Genomic DNA, 18,967 nt, shown 5'->3' on the forward strand with positions numbered 1-18,967 from the left:
AGTGCTGCGACTACTAATGTCAAAGCACTCTTGCTTTTTTTATGCATTATTTTGTTTTTTTAAAAGATCTCTAATTTCTTCGAGTAAAATTTCTTTCGAATCTACTGGAGGAGCTTCGACTTTTGCTTCCACAATTTCTTCTTTTTTCTTGAATTTCGACAATAAACGAATAAAAAGGAAAATAGCAAATGCAATGACAATAAAATCAAAAATATTTTGCAAAAAAATTCCATACAAAATCTCTGTATCTTTGTACTTAATTGATAAAGTACTAAAATTGACTCCACCAACAAGTAATCCGACGATAGGAGTAATAATGTTTTCTACTAAAGAAGAAACGATTTTTCCAAATGCAGCACCAATTACAACGGCTACAGCTAAATCTAATACATTTCCTTTAAGAGCGAACTCTTTAAAGTCTTTTAACATCTTATGTCACCTCCATAAATTCATATTACAAAATATTTAAACACTTGTATAGTTACTAAATACTTTTTTTGTCTACTGTTTTTATTGAATTTATGCTATTATTTTCCTAGATAGATACATAGATAGGTGGTGGAGATCATCTTGTTAAAAAACACATATCGTCATATTTCTTTTAAAATCGTCATTATTTATGCAATTTCTGGATTACTTTGGATACTAATGGCTGACATCTTACTGTCCCCATACTTTTCTGATAAAAAGATAGTAACGATAATCCAAGGTCTTATCTACGTAGTTTTAAGTTCACTATTACTATTATTTTTAATGAGACAATCATGGAAAATGCAAAAAGATTTAACAATAAAAGAATATATGGACGATTTAACTGGTCTCCCAAATAGAACTACTTTACAAGCAAGGCTTTCTACTTTAGTGCAAAATCAAGAAAGATTTCATTTATTATTTATTGATTTTGACCGTTTTAAAATGATTAATGATTTATATGGCCATGATAGCGGAGATAAAGTTTTAAAGGAAGTTTCGAGTCGACTGAAAAATGCTAGTTACATAGATCACGAAGATGCACTTGCAAGATGGGGTGCAGATGAATTTATTATTATATTAAAAAATAGATCTCATCAAGAAATTGACAAAATCACTAAAGATGTACTAGTTAAATTAGCTCTCCCCATTGCTATAGGTGATCAAGAAATTATAAGTTCAATTAGTATAGGTTCTGTCCATTGTCCCGCTGATTCAACAAATGCAAAAGAATTGCTCCGTTTTGCTGAGCTAGCAGTGGGAGTTTCGAAAAAAAATGGTGGACTTACTCATTGCCGATTTGAAAAATCGATGTCTGAAGAAGTGAATCGTACACTTTATTTAGAAGAAGGACTTAAAAAAGCGTTAGAAAAAGAGGAACTCTTTTTAAACTATCAGCCGCAAATTTTAGCAGAAACGCATGAAATTGTAGGGGTAGAATCACTTATTCGTTGGAACTACGGAGGAACGATTATTTCTCCGGGAGAATTTATACCAATTGCAGAAAAAACAGACCAAATTATTAAAATTGGCGATTTTGTTTTAAGAGAAACATGCAGAAATATTCGTCAAATTGAACGTGCAGTAGGAAAAGAACTAATTTTTAGTGTGAATGTATCCGCTCGACAATTTTATCAAATCGATTATATTGAAAGAACGAAACAGATTCTGACGGATATGAATATACATCCAAATAAAATTGTTTTAGAAATAACCGAATCGATTATAATGGAGTATACTGAATTTGTAATAGAATCTTTGCAGGAATTAAAAAATTATGGATTTCAAATTGCGATTGATGATTTTGGAACAGGATATTCTTCATTTAAATATTTAGAGTTACTTCCCGTGAATATTATAAAAATCGACCAAAGCTTTACACAAGCCATTGAAAAAGAGAGGTCAAAAGCAATTGTTCAATCGATTATTTCACTTGCGCATAACTTGAATTTAAAAGTTTTAGCGGAAGGTGTCGAAGATCTTTATCAAATCGCGAGTTTAAGCGAATTTGATTGTCATTATCTTCAAGGGTACTTTTTTAGTAAACCGTTAGCATTTGAACAATTAATCGCGGAATATAAAAGTAATTTATGAAATAGGTGAATAGAGGACGATGAAGCAAAAAAAGAATGCATCTTATAAAGTAAAAGTGTGGGCAATTCTTTTACTTTTACCTATTACAGTTACAATTTATATTGTAGCAATTATTGGGTGGCAAGAACTTCAAAAAATCCCAGCTGTACAAGAATGGGCAGAGAGCTTACAACCAATACCAGGCCAGCATAATAAATTAGATGTACCAAAAGAATATATTCCTTTTTATAAAAAAGCAGCAGAAAAATATGGTGTGCCGTGGACTCTACTCGCAGCTCACCACAGAATAGAAACGAGATTTTCAACGATGGATCCTTTGCTTTCACCTGTTGGTGCTGAAGGACATATGCAGTTTATGCCTTGTACATTTGTTGGGTGGTCTCATCCTAGTTGTGGTGGCTTAGGTAAAGGCGAAATACCTGAGAAGGACAAAGTTAATCCAAAGATTATTGCACAATATGGTGGATATGGCGTGGATGCAAATAATGATGGAAAAGCAGATCCGTTTGATATGGAAGACGCTATATTTAGTGCCGCAAATTATTTAGCGGCAAGTGGGGCAGCTGATGGTGAGTTAGAAAAGGCGATTTTTAATTATAACCGTAGTGATAAATATGTCACGGACATCCTGCATTTTTATAATTTGTATGAAAGTCAGCTAAAAGAGCTAGAAGCTGCTTTAGCTAAATAAGGAATAGATGGAATAAAGCAATAAAAAGATGGGCCCAATGAGAGCCCATCTTTTTATTTCCGCATCGATTTTAATAGTAGACTTAAAATCGCTACTAAAATGATTGAACCGATTAAAGCAGGAATAATTGCCATTCCCCAAATTACTGGACCCATTTCCGGGAAAATTAATCCACCAACCCAAGCTCCAATGATACCAGCAACAATATTTCCGATAATACCACCAGGGATATTTTTACCTAAAATTAATCCCGCCAACCACCCAATAATACCACCTATAATTAAATACGATAAGAATCCCATAGTATTTCATCTCCTCTATAAAATAGTATATAGTTACACTATTTATATAACCATATCGAAGGAGCACTAAACATTAGCCCATTACTTTTTTACAACAATAGCACCTAACGTGTTTACAAAATGCCCTAATGCCCAATCATGACCTTGCTCATTAAAGCTTGCTACCGCGTTTTCATGAATAACAATAGAAAACCCTAAATTATAAGCATCTACTGCTGTATGTAGCACACAAATATCTGTACAAACTCCGACGATATGAACTTCTTCCACTTGTCGTTCTCTTAGTATTTGCAACAAACTCGTGCCAGCAAAAGAACTGTATCGAGTTTTATCCATCCAAATAATCGATTGTTTGTTTTGTTCATAGACATCTTTCAACTTTCCATATAATTCACGTCCTTCTGTACCGCGAATATTATGAGAAGGGAACAATTTTGATTCAGGATGGTACGGATCATCTTGATCATGGAGATCAACAGGGAATACTACAACGTCTTTGTTTGTGATGAATTCGTTTGTTAGTGAAACGATTGCATCTTCAATTAATTGCCCAGGTTTGCCACAAGTTAAAGCTCCATTATCTGCTACAAAATCCACTGTGTAATCTACAACTACTAACGCTTTTTTCAATTTAGATCATCTCCTTTATCTTTCTTCCATTATGAATGAAATTTCAATAAAATTATTTTTATTGAATGTTCAAAAAATTTTGCAAATAAACATTTAACGTATTATAATAAAAAAAAGGAGTGGTGAACATGGATGAACAATCTACTAAAAAGCTCAATAGACAAGGTATTTGGTTCGTTGTTCTGCATTCGGTGTTAATAGTAAATATAGTATTTGAAATTTTTAAAATACATTAAAAGACAGTTAATCACTGTCTTTTTTTTGACTGGAGAGATTTGTACATGCAGGATTTGCAAAACGCATATGAATCCATCCAAAAACCATTTGCTTGGGTGGATTTAAATTCCCTAGATGCTAATATTCAATTTATTAATGAACAGACAAAAAGTAAGTATGTCAGGGTAGCGACTAAGTCAGTTCGATCTGTTGAAATGCTTCAATATATTGAAAAGGGGTTGCATCGTTTTAATGGCTGGATGACTTTTACGCTAGAAGAAACGTTATTTTTATTAGAACGGGGGTTTGATAATTTTCTTATTGGATACCCTCAGTTAGATAAATTGGCGCTTGAAAAAATTATTCCATATATAGTTGCGGGAAAAAAAGTTGTATTTATGGTTGATCAGATGGCGCATTGGAAATTTTTAGAGTCTATTGGAGCTGTGCATAATGTTGTTTTTTCTATGTGTATAGATATTAATATGTCCAAAGATTTTAAGTTTATTTATTTTGGAACAAAGCGCTCTTCTATTCATAATTTAGAAGAACTGAAGCAATTATTAGAAGAGATGAAGGAATGGAAGTATGCAAAGGTGACGGGGGTTATGGGGTACGAAGCGCAAATTGCTGGAGTGGCAGACCATCCTGTACAGTCATATAAAAAACCGCTAATTCAGCTATTGAAAAATCGTTCCTATCATTCTATTTCTAGTTTTAGAAAAGATGCAGTTCGCTTAGTGTTGAGTTATTATCCGACGGTTGAATTCGTCAATGGTGGGGGCTCTGGGAGTATTTCGTATACGTGTTCGGAAAAAGCAGTAACGGAAATAACAATTGGTTCTGCGTTTTATGCACCGTCCTTATTTAGTCGTTATGATTCTTTACAGTTGCAACCAGCAGCTGGTTTTGCACTTCAAGTAACGCGTAAACCAGAGGAGCATGTAGTAGTTTGTCATGGAGGGGGCTATATTGCGTCTGGAGCAGTTGGAGTGGATAAACAGCCAAAACCAATTTATCCGACTGGTCTGAAGCTTCTTTCATTAGAAGGAGCAGGGGAAGTTCAAACGCCGTTATATGACCCAAATCAAGTTTGTCATATTGGAGACACGGTGTATTTTAGACATGCCAAAGCTGGGGAATTATGTGAACGATTTAATGAATTGTATTTGAGTAGAAGTGGACAATTAGAAGCGGTTTTTAATACATATCGAGGGGATGGAAAATGTTTTCTTTAAATGATTTTCAATCAACTAAACAATGGACGAATTGGTCTGGAAATGTAGTGTCTTCACCACCAATTAGAAAATTACCAAAGTCTTTTGACGAAGTTAGTGCAATTGTGAAAGAAGCAAAAGGTTCATCTATACGCGTGACAGGTGCAGCACATTCGTTTAGCCAGATTGCACAACCTGACGAAATTGCTTTGTCTCTACATCATTTAAGAGGGTTACTACATGTAAATGTGGAAAAACAGGAGGCTACATTTTTAGCAGGCACGTATTTATATGAAGTTGGGCCTTTACTTGCACAGCATCATTTAGCACTGGAAAATATGGGGGATATTCAGTACCAATCAATTGCAGGAGCAGTATGTACAGGAACTCATGGTACAGGAATTGCACTAGGTTCACTATCCAATCAAGTGGTGGAATGGAAATGGATAGATGGGAACGGAGAGTTGCATAGTCATCGAAGAACGGATGATGACCTTTCAAAAGCGTTACATGTATCGCTTGGATTGTTAGGAATCATTGTAGAAGTGACTTTGAAAGCGGTACCACTGTATGGGCTTCAAGTAGAAAGTTATCATACACAATTACATGAAGGCCTTCAAAGTTGGGATACAGATCAGCGTATGAATAGACATTTAGAATGGTTTTATTTCCCTGGGCAAGAAAAAGTTCAAGCCAAAAAGTCAACGATGGTTCAACCAAACAGACAAACTTTTTCGTCGAAAGCGGTAGAGTTTGTAAATGGAAATATTATTGAAAATTATGGTTTTTATTTTTTGTCGGAATGGTGCAAAAGAAATCCAAAGAAGACGAAGTGGGTAGCGGAGCTTTCTGCCAAAATGGTACCGACAGGAAAAAAACAAGGGCTTAGCTTTGAAATGTTTCCGACTCCTAGACTAGTACGATTTTTAGAAACGGAATATGCAATTGATCAAACTAAATTTCAAGCGTGTATGGAAGAAATACATGCGCATTTAGCTAGCCATCCATTTGATGTTCATTTTCCGATCGAATGTCGCACGACGGCAGGGGAAAATGCTTTTTTAAGCCCTACATCGGGGAAAGAAACAGCATTTATAGCATTTCATATGTACAGAGGGATGGATGAAACAAAGTATTTCAAATGGGTACATGAGCTAATGGAGAAATATGAGGGAAGACCTCATTTTGGCAAGATGAATGTACTTACTGAGGAAAGGCTACAAATCTTATATCCCGAACTGCCAACTTTTTTAAATTTACGAGAAACATATGATGAACATAATGTTTTTATATCAAAATATTTCAAGCAATTATTAGGTGTAAACTAAATTATTTAAGTGAAATCGAATGCTAAAAAGACCATTCGATTTCACAATAAATTATTTAGCAGTACCGCTGACAAATACATCTTCTTTGTAGTACATATTTTTAACTAATATATTTGGACCTAAGCATTTCACTGCCGGACAGTGGCAGTTAAGTGTTTTAGATAACGAAGAATCTAACCACTTATCGAAAATAGCAGGTAGCGTATCCGATTGAATATTTCCTAGCTTTGGAGCATCACCAAAATCGGTCACGATTACTTCTCCTGTGAAAATACTAACATTCAGGCGAGATCTGCCGTCTGGATCATTTCGAACAGAAACATTTTTTGCGTTTTTTAATCGATTAAGCAGTTCTAGGCTTCTTTCATTTTTGTTGCAAGGATAAAATGGGAGCGTTCCAAAAAGCATCCATACATTTTGATCTCGAAAATCAAGAATTTTTTCAATCGCCTCATGTGTTTCCTCTAATGTTAATGTCGTCAAAGCGCTGGCAAAATCAGAAGGGTACATCGGGTGAATTTCATGTCGTGCACATTTCATTTCTTCCACTACTTGTTTATGAATATGTTCTAAATAAGGGAGTGTTTTTTTATTTAGCATCGTTTCTGCTGAAACCATTACGCCAGCTTCTGAAAGCATGCGACTATTGTCTATCATTCGTTGAAAGAGTTTTGCGCGCTGTTCATATGTAGGCTTTTTTTCCATCATGGCAAAACCAGTTTCGACAAATTCATCAACTGTTCCCCAATTATGTGAAATATGTAATACATCTAAATAGGGGGCAATTAATAAATATCTTTCAGGATCCAGTGTAAGATTAGAATTTATTTGTGTTCGGACTCCACGATTATGTGCATACTTCAATAAAGGAAGTACATAATTCGTAACCGATTTTTTGGATAGCATAGGCTCTCCACCAGTAATACTAATTGTTTTTAGCTGTGGAATTTCTTCTAGTCGTTGAATAATTAACTCAATCGGAATTGCTTCTGGATCTTTTGTTTGTAATGTATAACCGACGGCACAATGAGCACATCGCATATTACAAAGTGTTGTAGTTGTAAATTCGATATTGGATAAAGTGAGCATGCCGTGTTGTTCAATATCGCGATAAGCTTCCCACGGATCATTTGATGGTGTCATATTTGTTGTAGCAATCATATTAAACTTCCTTTCCAGTTAATTATTGTCGCATACTATTTATAAAAAGAAAATAATAGGATTCGAGACATATCATTTAGAACAATAAAAAAAAAGCGATAGAAATCAGAAAAGGTCATAAGTAATACTTATCACTTATAATAATTTTAATGTAATTTACTTATCAACTTTATTCAAGTATGATTAGAAGTGGAGAAAAGTCACTAGAATAGAGTCTTTTCAATAGACATTAGGAGGAATAAAAATGGCAAAAAGCAATTTACACAACAGCCGCACTTCTTTTTCTCTAAATGGTAAAGAGTATAACTATTACCGTTTAGCTGCACTAGAAGAAGCAGGTATCGCAAAAGTATCACGCCTTCCTTATTCAATTAAAGTTTTATTAGAATCAGTTTTACGTCAATATGATGGATATGTTATTAAAGAGGACCATGTAAACCAACTTGCTAAATGGGGAAAAGACGCAGATACAGAAGCGGAAGTTCCATTTAAGCCTTCCCGTGTTGTACTACAAGATTTCACTGGTGTACCAGTAGTAGTAGACTTAGCTTCATTACGTTCTGCAATGAAAGAAATGGGTGGAAATCCAGACAAAATCAATCCTGCAATTCCAGTTGATCTTGTAATTGACCACTCTGTACAAGTAGATCAATATGGTACTGCAAATGCATTAAAAGCAAATATGGACCTTGAATTTGAACGTAACGCTGAGCGTTATAATTTCTTAAAATGGGCTCAAACATCTTACAACAATTTCCGTGCTGTACCACCAGCAACAGGTATCGTTCACCAAGTAAACTTAGAGTATTTAGCTCCAATTGTACATGTGAACGAAAGTGCTGATGGAACATTAGAAACATTCCCAGATTCAGTTGTAGGTACTGATTCACATACTACAATGATCAATGGTCTTGGAGTTTTAGGATGGGGTGTTGGTGGTATCGAAGCGGAAGCTGGAATGCTTGGACAACCTTCATATTTCCCAATTCCTGAAGTAATTGGTGTTAAATTAGTTGGAGATCTTCCTAACGGAACTACTGCAACTGACTTAGCTCTTAAAGTTACACAAGTATTACGTGCGCGCGGTGTAGTTGGTAAGTTTGTTGAGTTCTTCGGTCCTGGGGTATCTAAATTACCACTTGCTGACCGTGCAACGATTGCTAACATGGCTCCAGAATATGGTGCAACTTGTGGATACTTCGCAATTGACGAAGAATCACTTAACTACTTACGTTTAACTGGCCGTGACGAAGAACATATTGATGTGGTAGAAGCTTATCTTAAAGCTAATGACATGTTCTTTGATCCAACTTTAGAGCCTGTTTATACAGACGTTATAGAAATAAGCTTAGCAGATATCGAAGCAAACCTTTCTGGACCAAAACGTCCACAAGATTTAATCCCTCTTTCTGATATGAAAGCTCGTTACCATGAAGCGGTTGTTGCTCCACAAGGTACACAAGGTTTCGGTTTATCAGAAAAAGAATTCGACAAAACGGCAACTGCGAAATTTGCGGATGGTGATGTAGTAATTCCAACAGGTGCTGTAGCAATCGCTGCAATCACTTCTTGTACAAACACATCTAACCCATACGTTATGTTAGCTGCTGGTTTAGTTGCAAAAAAAGCAGTAGAAAAAGGATTAACTGTTCCTGCTTATGTAAAAACATCATTAGCACCAGGTTCAAAAGTTGTTACTGGTTATTTAGAAGATTCGGGATTAAATGTATACTTGGATAAAATTGGTTTCAATACGGTAGGTTATGGTTGTACTACATGTATCGGTAACTCAGGTCCATTACTTCCTGAAATTGAAAAAGCAGTTATTGACGAAGATTTATTCGTAACTTCTGTTCTTTCAGGTAACCGTAACTTTGAAGGTCGTGTACATCCACTTGTAAAAGCGAACTATTTAGCTTCACCACCATTAGTTGTTGCTTACGCTCTTGCTGGTACAGTTGATATCGATTTACAAAAAGATTCATTCGGAAAAGACAAAGATGGAAATGAAGTATTCTTCGCTGATCTATGGCCTTCTACGGAAGAAGTAAATGCTGTACTTTCAGCAGTTGTTACTCGTGAATTATTCCAAAAAGAATATGCACGCGTATTTGATGAAAACGAAGCATGGAATGCAATTGAAACATCAACTGAGTCACTTTACTCATTTAATGACAAATCAACTTACATTCAAAACCCACCATTCTTCCAAGGTTTATCTAAAGAGCCTGGTGATATCCAAACACTTGCTGGACTTCGTATTGTTGCGAAATTCGGTGATTCTATTACAACTGACCATATTTCACCAGCTGGTGCAATTGGTAAAGATACACCAGCTGGTAAATACTTGCGTGAAAACGGCGTAGAAATTCGTGATTTCAACTCTTATGGAAGCCGACGTGGTAACCATGAAGTGATGATGCGCGGAACATTCGCAAACATCCGTATTCGTAACCAAGTTGCTCCTGGTACAGAAGGTGGATACACAACTTACTGGCCAACTGGTGAAATTATGTCCATTTACGATGCAGCTATGAAGTATCAAGAAGAAAATACTGGGTTAGTAGTATTTGGTGGAAAAGATTACGGGATGGGATCATCTCGTGACTGGGCTGCTAAAGGAACAAACCTTTTAGGCATTAAAGCAGTAATTACAGAAAGCTTCGAGCGTATTCACCGTTCTAACCTAGTAATGATGGGGGTTCTACCACTTAACTTCTTACCAGGTGAAAATGCTGAATCTCTAGGCTTAACTGGAACTGAAGAAATTTCTATCAATATTGCAGAAGGTGTTAAACCTCGTGATATTCTAAAAGTAACGGCTAAAGCAGAAGACGGTTCTGTTAAAGAATTCAACGTGCTTGCTCGTTTCGACTCAGAAGTAGAAGTTGATTATTACCGTCATGGTGGTATTCTTCAAATGGTATTACGTAACAAAGTACTAGAAGGTTAATAAAGATAAGTTAAGGACCTAATTCTTCGTGAATTAGGTCCTTTTTCTAATGTACTACGCTTCTTTTTAGAGCATAAAATTAGAAAAAGTGAGTAGGAGTGATCTGTACGAAAAAAAGAAAACTTATAGTAGTAGCTATCTTATCTTTATTATTAATCACGTTCTTTAAAACTAGCTCCAATCCTCCCATAGTTGAAAGAGGTTCTAGTTCTCAAATAACACTAGTAGATCAAGAGTTAGAGGACTTTTAAGTCAAGTTGACTCAAAAAGATGGATTATTTGATAAAGTAGGAAAAAAGCTAATGAAAAAAGGATATGAACATAATACGCTAGGTATGGTCAATTCTCAAGATGAAATCCTCGTCAAGTTTGTTCTTACTAATAAAGAAGCAAATAAGAAGGAAAGAAATGAAGTAATAACCATTTTTAATGAACTAATTGTAGAGAATGGGATGGAACCAAAGTTATTTAAGGTGAAGGTAAGCAATGATGACAGTCCGGATTGGTAGTTGTATAAAAAAGAGTAAGTGCGAAGCAAAAATACACGGTTAACAGTTGGAGAACAGATACACAAGCTCGCTTGCCAAAAATATTTAATTACTTGTCACTGTAGTTGAAGGAGAGTGAAAAGCGAACATTCAAATTGCAATAACTAGCTAAACGGTTTGTTTATAATCATTAAAGTTTATATTAACTGGAATTTCTATTGCAATATTCGTCTTTTAGTAATAAACTATTTATTGTTCCACACTATATGTAACTGGCGTAAACATGGAAAACCATGGGGAAACATATAGCTATAGCGTCGCGCGCCTGGGCAAAGTATTTAGATAAAGTCGTACAATTCTGTACGACTAACTAAGTGCTTTTTTTCGTGGAAATAAACGAAGAAAAGGTGAAGTTTTTGGATTATGTAAAGGATATTTTAGCAGCTCTTGGAGTATTACTAAACGGTTTACCACAAGGATTACTAGCGTTAACGTTCGGATTTGCTTCCGTTCCAACAGCGTTAGCATTTTTTGTTGGGGCAATTGGGAATACAGCAACCGGATCTATCCCAGTTATCTCTTATCAGGCAGAGACAATTACCGTAGCAGGTACAATGGGAAAAAATATGAGAGAACGGTTGTCGATGATTTTCTTCGGCGCTTTTATCATGTTACTAATAGGTTTGTTCGGATTTTTAGAAAAAATCGTTGATTTTATCGGTCCTGTAATTACAAATGGGATGATGGCCGGTGTAGGACTTATGCTAGTTAAAGTCTCCTTTGATATGTCTAAAAGTGATAAAGCAGTCGGGATAAGTTCTTTTATCGTAGCAATTATTACATATATGTATACAAGTGATCTTGTATATACGGTTATCCTTTCGGTTGTCATTTCAAGTATTATGGGGCATTTCTTTAAAAAAGAAGTAGAAACGCCAGTTTTAGAAAAGGAAAAATTCATATTACAAAAGTTAATTCTTAATACATCTGTTATACGTGGTGCACTTGCAATGGTCACATTGAACATTGGTGCCAATATCGCCTTTGGTAAAATCAATGGGGAAATAGCAAATCAAGAAGTAAATGTAGATCACTTAACGATTATTAGTAGTTTAGCCGATATGGTCTCTGCTATTTTCGGTGGAGCACCTGTAGAAGTTGTAATTTCTGCTACATCTAGTGCACCACATGCTGTATTTGCCGGAGTTTTAATGATGGTTATCATGGGTATTATTTTACTTAGTGGACTGTTACCTAAGCTTGGAAAGTATATTCCAAGTGCATCGATTGCGGGATTTCTTTTTGTATTAGGTGCGATTGTCACGTTACCTGGCAATGCAACCGCTGCTTTTGAGGGTGGAGGGGGCTCTGCTATAGTTGGGGGCATGACAATGATTATTACCGCTTTGTTTGACCCATTTTTAGGAATGCTTGCCGGATTAATAATGGAATTTTTACTTTCTATCTTTGCTTAATATTGAATAAAGAGGAGTTTTAATATGAAATCAACTTACACTTTAGAAGTTGCAGGTTTAACAAGAGAATTACCGATTGTAAAATTAACGGATGAGTTAAGTATTGCTAGTTTTGTTATTTTAGGCGATGCTGAACTTGTACGAAAAGCATCTCCAATTCTAGCTGAGTTATTACCAGAAGTAGATGTATTAGTTACTGCTGAAGCAAAAGGAATACCACTTATTTATGAAATCGCAAATGTACTAAATATGCCAAAGTATTATGTGGCTCGTAAAAGTACAAAAGCGTATATGCAAGAACCATTGATTAATGAAGTGTTTTCTATTACAACGCAAACGAAACAATTCTTATGTCTAGATCAAAAAGATGCTGTTGAAATTGCAAATAAGCGTGTAGCTATAATTGATGATGTTATCAGTACAGGAGAATCGATTAAAGCGCTAGAAGAATTGGTCGAAAAAGCTGGTGGACAAGTTGTGGCACGAGCGGCGATTTTAGCTGAAGGCGATGCATGTAAAAGAGAAGATATTATATTTCTAGAAAAACTTCCTTTATTTAAGTAGTTCAGTAGATGTAGTAGCAATAGGGACTATCACGAATGAATTTTGTGATAGTCCTTTTCGATTGAAATCTTCCTTACTTATTTTTCGAAATCAGGTCTGATAATTGAAAAAACAAATGCATCATTTGACTTTTCATTTTGATAAATATAGCCTCGTAATAAACCTTCTTTTTGAAACCCTAATTTTAATAAAAGTTTAAAAGAAGCTTCATTTTCCGGAAATGTAACAGCCGCAATGCGATATAGCGCAAGCTCTTCAAAACAATAATTGATAACCGCTTCTACTGCTTCGCTCACAATCCCTTTTCTCCAATGCTCAGGTAGTAGATCATAGCCGATTTCTGTTCGTTTACTAGAGATCACCAGATTGTTTAAACCAACTGTCCCAACAAATTCGGATGTTTCTTTCACAATAATACCCCACCGAATCGAGCTTTTTGCTTCAAAACGCTTTGAAAATGATTCAATCATATTCACTGCTTGTTCTTTTTGAGTAAAAGCCGACATCCCGTAATACCTTATTATTTCTTCATTTGAAAAGATACTATACACATTCTCTGCATACTTTTCACTAATTTCGACTAATTTTAGTCGTTCGGTTTCTAATAGTGGAAACTCCATAGTTGTCCTCCTTATATCCTTTCATACATATTATCATATTAACCTTCTGAATAGTCGTTCAATTCAGAAGGTTAATATGATACGATAATAGAAGTTAGTGCTTGAATGGAAAGGAGAGTACTGGATGGAACAAACTACAATTCTTATATCTAAGCTAATCCCACCTATACCGTCTTCTTTTTATATGAGAAGATCGACTCTCATTAAGAAATTAAAAACAAATTCTCATGTTAAATTAACACTTTTACATAGTGGTGCTGGTTTTGGAAAAAGTTCCGCAGTAGCACAGTATTTTGATGACTCAAGAAGCCTTTATTCTTGGTATACAATTACTGAGGAAGATGATGATATCCTTCCTTTTTTAAGGCATTTATTTCAAAGTGTAAGACGAGTCATACCGACATTTGGAAATAGCTTCATAGATCGAGAAATGCTTTCTGTGTATCCGAAAGAGGAAGAAATAGTGCAGTGGCATGCACTTTTTAGTAATGAACTTTATATGATCGATGAACCATTTTCCATTGTACTAGATGATTTCCATCTTGTTGATCACGTATTTCACATCAATTATCTTCTAGAAAAAGTTATAGAGTTTCTGCCACCTAATATTCATATAGTTGTTGCCTCACGAACTCGTCCCAAATGGGCTATTCTATTAAAGTTAAAGTTAAATACGCAATTAGTAGAAATTATTGAAAAAGACTTTATGTTTACGGAAGAGGAAATTCAAGTGTTTTTTGAAGACTATTTTGAGAAAGTTATTTCTGAACAGGAAGCAAAAGAAATTATGACGCTTACGGAAGGATGGGCTATTGCTATTCATTTATTAGCAATGCAGTTATCTGAAACTAGTAGACAAATAGACGAATTATTTAATCCGGCATTAAAAGATTTGTTTTCCTATTTATCAGAAGAGGTATTTTTATTCATGCCACAAGAAGATCAGCAATCCCTACTTAATTTTAGTATATTTCCTATCTTCACGGAACAGTTAATGAGAGACTTTTTCGGAGAAGAGGAGGCAGGTAATTTAGAAAGATTAGCTAGTAGTCATGTTTTTATTCAATCTTTAAGTGATAGTGGGTCCTATCGCTTCCATGCATTGTTTCAACATTTCTTAGAAACAAAGTGGCTACAGACGAATAGTTCTATATTTTATGAAACGCATAAAAGAGCTGCTCTTTATTATGGTGAAAAAAATAATCTATTGCAGTCACTTCATCATGGTGTGAAAGTAAATGATGACTTTTTTCTTGGAAAACTGCTTGTTCAATTTGCCCATTCGATGGTAAAGGCTGGTCAATTCGATTGGTTGCTTGATTTGTTAAAAGATCTTTCGGAAAAATGGAGAGAAGAATTTTACGAACTCTTTTATTATGAGGGCGAGTGTCACAGATACCGAGCGTTTTATGAAAAAGCAAGGAACGCTTATACGACTTGTTTAAATATTGCGCAGAAGAAAGAAGATACGCTTTATTTGAGTCGTGCGAATACAGGAATCGCCCATATTTACTTAGATACGATACAACCTGGACTTGCAGAACCGTATTTGTTAGAAGCTATCCATTGGGCCGATAAAACTCCCGCAGTTAGTTCTCTCGATATGGCTCTTTTAAAACGTTTATTAGCTGAAAATCTTGTGAATTTAGGAAAAGCAAAAGAGGCAGACACCTGGGTTAAACAGGAAAAAATCGATGCTGTGATTTTACAAGAAGGAAATTTAGATGCACGTATCTTACTTCGTAGGGGAAGGTTGAATGAGGCACAAATACTTTTAGAAAGTCGAACAAATATGGAGCTCCGATTACCAGATTCACATCGTGAAACGGAAGTACTTCTATCTCTTATCTATTCATTAACAGGCCAAACGACATTAGCTAAAGAAACATCATTAAAGGGTGTTGAAATTGGTTTGCGGGAGAAATCAGGATTTGTAGAGGCAGTCGGGTGGATTAGAAAAGGTCATTCAGAAATTTTAGATGACCCATTTGATTTAGAAACGCCAGAAGAACATTATTTAAAAGCAGTTAATCAGATGGAAGAGCTAAATGTTTCTAGAGGTAAAGCGGAGCCTTATATGGGACTTTCTATTCTTAAATCTAGGCAAGGCTTGTTACAAGAAGCTATCTCTTATGGAGAAAAGGGGCTAAGAGAAACTGAAAAAGTAAATGATTATTGGCTTTCGGCTCTAATATTAGTTGGGCTCACGATTGTTTACTGTGAGCATAAGGAAATGGAGAAGGCTATGGAAGTTGCAAATGAAGCAAATCGTCTGTTTATAGTTTGCGGAGATACATACGGACAAATGATTTCAACTTACTGGTTAATGTATATTGCCTATCAGATTGAACAAGAAGAGCAATTTTCGCAGCAAGCAAGAGCATTTGCACATCTTTGTTTGACAAATGATTTCCTATTCTTTCTTCAGAAAAAGACAATGTTCGGGCCAATGAATCTCCAAATACTATACCCTATGTTTCAATATGCTTTAAAAAACAACCCGAATTCGAATGAAATTCAACATTTAGCTGACGTATTAAATATTAGTTCTACGATAAATTATCCTGGTTATCAGTTAATCATTCAATTGTTAGGACCATTTTCTCTTTTTATTGGTCATGAGGAAGTTAGAGATAAACAATGGCAACGCGACAAAGCAAAAGAATTATTTGTTTATCTTTATTTACAAAAACATCGTTTTGTTCCAAAAGAAGAATTAATGAGGGTGGTTTGGGGAGAAGGAGAAGAAAAGGCAATTGATCGGGATTTTAAAGTAGCTCTTAATGCTTTATTAAAAGTAATCGAACCGAAACGTTTACCGAGAGAGGATTCTTTTTTTATCCTTCGAAAGCAGTCAATGTACCGCTTAAATCCAGATGCATTAATAATAAGCGATATGGATAGTTTTTATAACTATGCTGATATGGGAATAAATGAACTGAATCCAAACGTCTCTAAGGATATTCTTTTAAAAGCTGTAAAGTTGTATAAAGGTATGCTCTTTGAGGATAAAATGGCCATTGAATGGATTTCACATGACAGAGAAAAAATACAATTGCTTTATATAGCGGTTTTAGAACGTCTTGCTCAAACATGTACAAGATTAAAGGAATTTGAGAAAACGATCTATTGGGCAGAGAAGCTTTTGCGAATTGATCAGACATGGGAGGAAGCATATCGTTTACTCATGTATGCTTATTATCAACTGCAAAATCGTTCTCAATCTGTGAAATGGTACGAACGCTGTGTTGCTGTCTTGGAGCAGGAGTTAAGCATTGAGCCGATGAAAACAACTGTTCAAATGTATGAAATGATTACGAATTATGAATGAGTAATAGAGACTAAAAAATGTGAAGGAGCTTGAGGATTTAGTTGTTCAAGCTCTTTTTTATGTGTGGATTTTTACTGTTACTTGTTCCTATACGTCTTAAAAGAGCTTTTGCTCCTGCGCTGCTTCGCATGCTCGTCGCAAAAAAAAGTTTGCTACTGCGCTGCTTCGCATGCTCGTCGCAAAAAAAGTTTGCTACTGCGCTGCTTCGCATGCTCGTCGCAAAAAAAGTTTGCTCCTGCGTCGCTTCGCTTACTCGTCGCAAATGAAAAGTTTGCTCCTGCGCTGCTTCGCTTACTCGTCGCAAATGAAAAGTTTGCTCCTGCGCTGCTTCGCTTGCTCGTCGCAAAAAAAGTTTGCTCCTGCGCTGCTTCGCTTGCTCGTAGCAAAAAAAGTTTGCTCCTGCGTTGCTCCTGCGTTGCTTCGCTTACTCGTCGCAAATGAAAAGTTTGCTCCTGCGCCGCTCCGCTTGCTCGTCGCAAATGAGTTACAGAAGCAGTCGCTTCTGTAACTCATTTGTAACTCCCATTATGTACGATTTAACAGAAGCATGAGAGCGCTTACAAATGGAAGGTGGAAGGAGATTTATATGACAAAGAAATTTGGATTATTGTTAGTATTCCTATTCGTACTTATTTTTAGTGCAGCTTGTAGTGATGAGTCTGGTACATCTGAAGAAGTAGAAAAAGAAACATCTACCTCAACAGGTGAAGCAACTAAGTCAGAAACGGAAGAAAAAGAAACAATTAAAATTGGAGTTCTTGCATCATTAACTGGAGCTCTAGAGTCTTACGGAAAACAAACACAAAGAGGTTTTGAATTAGGACTTGAGTATGCTACAGATGGAACGATGGAAGTAGCAGGCAAAAAAGTAGAAGTCGTATTTGAAGATACGGAAACAAAACCAGAAGTCGCAGTTCAAAAAGCAACGAAGCTACTAGAAGAAGATAAAGTCGATTTTTTAGTTGGATCGTCTAGTTCAGGTGATACGCTAGCAGTTTTACCATTAGCGGAAGAATATGAAAAAATTATGATTGTGGAACCAGCGGTAGCAGATAGTATTACAGGATCAGAATTTAATCCTTATATTTTCAGAACTGCACGTAACTCTTCACAAGATGCAGTTGCTGGAGCAGCGGCAATTGCAAAGCCAGGTGTTAAAATTGCAACGTTTGCACCAGATTATTCATTTGGTTGGGACGGGGTAGCAGCATTCAAAGCAGCAGCAGAGAAATTAGGCGCGGAAGTTGTATTAGAAGAGTTTGCAGATCCAGCAGCAACTGACTTTACCTCTAATTTACAAAAAGTAATTCAAGCAAAACCAGATTATTTATTCGTTGTGTGGGCGGGTGCAAACTCTCCATGGAACCAAATAGCGGATTTAAAAATGCAGGAAAAAGGTATCAAAATTTCAACAGGTGCTCCTGATATTGCGGCACTTTCTATTATGGAACCATTAGTAGGTATGGAAGGTTTTACTGTCTACTATCACACACTTCCAAACAATAAAGTGAATGATTGGTTAGTAGAGGAACATAAAACACGTTTTAACGGGGAAGTACCTGATTTGTTTACTCCAGGTGGAATGGCTTCGGCAATTGCAATTGTGGAAGCGTTGAAAAAATCAGAAGGCGATGCAGATGGCCCTAAACTAATCCCACTTATGGAAGGAATGTCTTTTGAAACTGCAAAAGGAACGATGACTTTCCGTCCAGAAGATCACCAAGCGCTACAATCGCTTTATTCTATTAAATTAGAAAAACAAGAAGGTGTACCATATCCAGTGCCTGTTTTAATTAGGGAATTGTCACCGGATGAAACAGAACCTCCAATTTTAAACAAGAAGTAATAAGAGCAGCTGACAGACTGTATTTATAGGTCTGTCCCTCTCCATGTTATAGAAAGTAACTCTATGATGTGGAGAGCGACA

Annotated in this window: 16 protein-coding genes and 1 riboswitch; of the genes, 10 read left to right on the forward strand and 6 right to left on the reverse strand. The window is 35.9% G+C overall.

The window, feature by feature from the left end:
- Positions 1–39: 39 nt before the first annotated feature.
- Complete coding sequence (mscL, locus tag RUH95_RS08015) at positions 40–429, reverse strand: large-conductance mechanosensitive channel protein MscL (protein WP_313892330.1); 390 nt, start codon at positions 427–429, stop codon at positions 40–42.
- A 141-nt stretch (positions 430–570) separates the two neighbouring features.
- On the opposite strand from mscL, the gene RUH95_RS08020 reads away from it, so the two are divergent.
- Both RUH95_RS08020 and RUH95_RS08025 read left to right on the forward strand, forming a co-directional pair.
- Positions 571–2,064: a putative bifunctional diguanylate cyclase/phosphodiesterase gene (locus tag RUH95_RS08020; RefSeq protein WP_313892331.1), complete on the forward strand. Its 1,494-nt coding sequence runs from the start codon at positions 571–573 to the stop codon at positions 2,062–2,064.
- A 19-nt stretch (positions 2,065–2,083) separates the two neighbouring features.
- Positions 2,084–2,755 (forward strand): lytic transglycosylase domain-containing protein, encoded by a 672-nt coding sequence (locus tag RUH95_RS08025; RefSeq protein WP_313892332.1) that lies wholly within the window; start codon positions 2,084–2,086, stop codon positions 2,753–2,755.
- A 53-nt stretch (positions 2,756–2,808) separates the two neighbouring features.
- On the opposite strand, the gene RUH95_RS08030 is transcribed toward RUH95_RS08025, so the two are convergent.
- Both RUH95_RS08030 and RUH95_RS08035 read right to left on the reverse strand, forming a co-directional pair.
- On the reverse strand, positions 2,809–3,057 hold the full coding sequence (locus RUH95_RS08030; protein ID WP_313892333.1) for a GlsB/YeaQ/YmgE family stress response membrane protein: 249 nt from the start codon (positions 3,055–3,057) through the stop codon (positions 2,809–2,811).
- Between the two features lie 81 nt (positions 3,058–3,138).
- Positions 3,139–3,687 (reverse strand): cysteine hydrolase family protein, encoded by a 549-nt coding sequence (locus RUH95_RS08035; RefSeq protein ID WP_313892334.1) that lies wholly within the window; start codon positions 3,685–3,687, stop codon positions 3,139–3,141.
- Between the two features lie 281 nt (positions 3,688–3,968).
- On the opposite strand from RUH95_RS08035, the gene RUH95_RS08040 reads away from it, so the two are divergent.
- Positions 3,969–5,141, forward strand: coding sequence for a type III PLP-dependent enzyme domain-containing protein (locus tag RUH95_RS08040; RefSeq protein ID WP_313892335.1), 1,173 nt, complete (start codon positions 3,969–3,971; stop codon positions 5,139–5,141).
- Positions 5,129–6,448, forward strand: a complete 1,320-nt coding sequence (locus RUH95_RS08045) for a D-arabinono-1,4-lactone oxidase (RefSeq protein ID WP_313892336.1) — start codon at positions 5,129–5,131, stop codon at positions 6,446–6,448. Before RUH95_RS08040 ends, RUH95_RS08045 begins: the two co-directional genes overlap by 13 nt.
- A gap of 51 nt (positions 6,449–6,499) precedes the next feature.
- On the opposite strand, the gene yfkAB is transcribed toward RUH95_RS08045, so the two are convergent.
- Positions 6,500–7,609 carry a radical SAM/CxCxxxxC motif protein YfkAB gene (yfkAB, locus tag RUH95_RS08050; RefSeq protein WP_313892337.1) on the reverse strand — a complete coding sequence of 370 codons (1,110 nt, stop codon included), beginning with the start codon at positions 7,607–7,609 and terminating at the stop codon, positions 6,500–6,502.
- 244 nt (positions 7,610–7,853) lie between these two features.
- Between yfkAB and acnA the strand changes: the two genes are divergently transcribed.
- The 4 genes from acnA to RUH95_RS08070 all read left to right on the forward strand — a co-directional run bounded on the left by acnA (position 7,854) and on the right by RUH95_RS08070 (position 13,089).
- Entirely contained in the window at positions 7,854–10,562 is a 2,709-nt protein-coding gene (gene acnA / locus RUH95_RS08055) for an aconitate hydratase AcnA (protein ID WP_313892338.1), read from the forward strand.
- Positions 10,563–10,864: 302 nt separating this feature from the next.
- Positions 10,865–11,071, forward strand: a complete 207-nt coding sequence (locus RUH95_RS08060; protein WP_313892339.1) for a hypothetical protein — start codon at positions 10,865–10,867, stop codon at positions 11,069–11,071.
- 237 nt (positions 11,072–11,308) lie between these two features.
- Positions 11,309–11,388: riboswitch (ZMP/ZTP riboswitch) on the forward strand.
- A gap of 78 nt (positions 11,389–11,466) precedes the next feature.
- Positions 11,467–12,525 (forward strand): NCS2 family permease, encoded by a 1,059-nt coding sequence (locus tag RUH95_RS08065; protein WP_313892340.1) that lies wholly within the window; start codon positions 11,467–11,469, stop codon positions 12,523–12,525.
- A 24-nt stretch (positions 12,526–12,549) separates the two neighbouring features.
- Positions 12,550–13,089, forward strand: coding sequence for a phosphoribosyltransferase family protein (locus RUH95_RS08070; RefSeq protein WP_313892341.1), 540 nt, complete (start codon positions 12,550–12,552; stop codon positions 13,087–13,089).
- 77 nt (positions 13,090–13,166) lie between these two features.
- Here RUH95_RS08070 and RUH95_RS08075 read toward each other — a convergent pair whose 3' ends face one another.
- Complete coding sequence (locus tag RUH95_RS08075; RefSeq protein ID WP_313892342.1) at positions 13,167–13,709, reverse strand: GNAT family N-acetyltransferase; 543 nt, start codon at positions 13,707–13,709, stop codon at positions 13,167–13,169.
- 124 nt (positions 13,710–13,833) lie between these two features.
- Here RUH95_RS08075 and RUH95_RS08080 point away from each other — a divergent pair, with 124 nt between their 5' ends.
- On the forward strand, positions 13,834–17,040 hold the full coding sequence (locus RUH95_RS08080) for an AfsR/SARP family transcriptional regulator (protein WP_313892343.1): 3,207 nt from the start codon (positions 13,834–13,836) through the stop codon (positions 17,038–17,040).
- A 152-nt stretch (positions 17,041–17,192) separates the two neighbouring features.
- Here the strand turns inward: RUH95_RS08080 and RUH95_RS08085 are convergent, their stop codons facing one another.
- A complete protein-coding gene (locus tag RUH95_RS08085) occupies positions 17,193–17,426 on the reverse strand; it encodes a hypothetical protein (RefSeq protein ID WP_313892344.1) in 234 nt (77 codons plus the stop codon).
- Between the two features lie 200 nt (positions 17,427–17,626).
- On the opposite strand from RUH95_RS08085, the gene RUH95_RS08090 reads away from it, so the two are divergent.
- Positions 17,627–18,886 carry a substrate-binding domain-containing protein gene (locus tag RUH95_RS08090; RefSeq protein ID WP_313892345.1) on the forward strand — a complete coding sequence of 420 codons (1,260 nt, stop codon included), beginning with the start codon at positions 17,627–17,629 and terminating at the stop codon, positions 18,884–18,886.
- Positions 18,887–18,967: the final 81 nt, after the last annotated feature.

The sequence above is a fragment of the Psychrobacillus sp. genome (genome assembly GCF_032154225.1).
GTDB lineage: Bacteria > Bacillota > Bacilli > Bacillales_A > Planococcaceae > Psychrobacillus.

What these genes read in the sequence shown, in the direction of transcription:
- RUH95_RS08040 (WP_313892335.1), top strand. Translation starts at nt 3,969, where the DNA reads ATGCAGGATTTGCAAAACGCATATGAATCCATCCAAAAACCATTTGCT.
- RUH95_RS08060 (WP_313892339.1), top strand. Translation starts at nt 10,865, where the DNA reads ATGAAAAAAGGATATGAACATAATACGCTAGGTATGGTCAATTCTCAA.
- RUH95_RS08030 (WP_313892333.1), bottom strand. Translation starts at nt 3,057, where the DNA reads ATGGGATTCTTATCGTATTTAATTATAGGTGGTATTATTGGGTGGTTG.
- acnA (WP_313892338.1), top strand. Translation starts at nt 7,854, where the DNA reads ATGGCAAAAAGCAATTTACACAACAGCCGCACTTCTTTTTCTCTAAAT.
- yfkAB (WP_313892337.1), bottom strand. Translation starts at nt 7,609, where the DNA reads ATGATTGCTACAACAAATATGACACCATCAAATGATCCGTGGGAAGCT.
- RUH95_RS08075 (WP_313892342.1), bottom strand. Translation starts at nt 13,709, where the DNA reads ATGGAGTTTCCACTATTAGAAACCGAACGACTAAAATTAGTCGAAATT.
- RUH95_RS08080 (WP_313892343.1), top strand. Translation starts at nt 13,834, where the DNA reads ATGGAACAAACTACAATTCTTATATCTAAGCTAATCCCACCTATACCG.
- RUH95_RS08070 (WP_313892341.1), top strand. Translation starts at nt 12,550, where the DNA reads ATGAAATCAACTTACACTTTAGAAGTTGCAGGTTTAACAAGAGAATTA.
- RUH95_RS08025 (WP_313892332.1), top strand. Translation starts at nt 2,084, where the DNA reads ATGAAGCAAAAAAAGAATGCATCTTATAAAGTAAAAGTGTGGGCAATT.
- mscL (WP_313892330.1), bottom strand. Translation starts at nt 429, where the DNA reads ATGTTAAAAGACTTTAAAGAGTTCGCTCTTAAAGGAAATGTATTAGAT.
- RUH95_RS08045 (WP_313892336.1), top strand. Translation starts at nt 5,129, where the DNA reads ATGTTTTCTTTAAATGATTTTCAATCAACTAAACAATGGACGAATTGG.
- RUH95_RS08090 (WP_313892345.1), top strand. Translation starts at nt 17,627, where the DNA reads ATGACAAAGAAATTTGGATTATTGTTAGTATTCCTATTCGTACTTATT.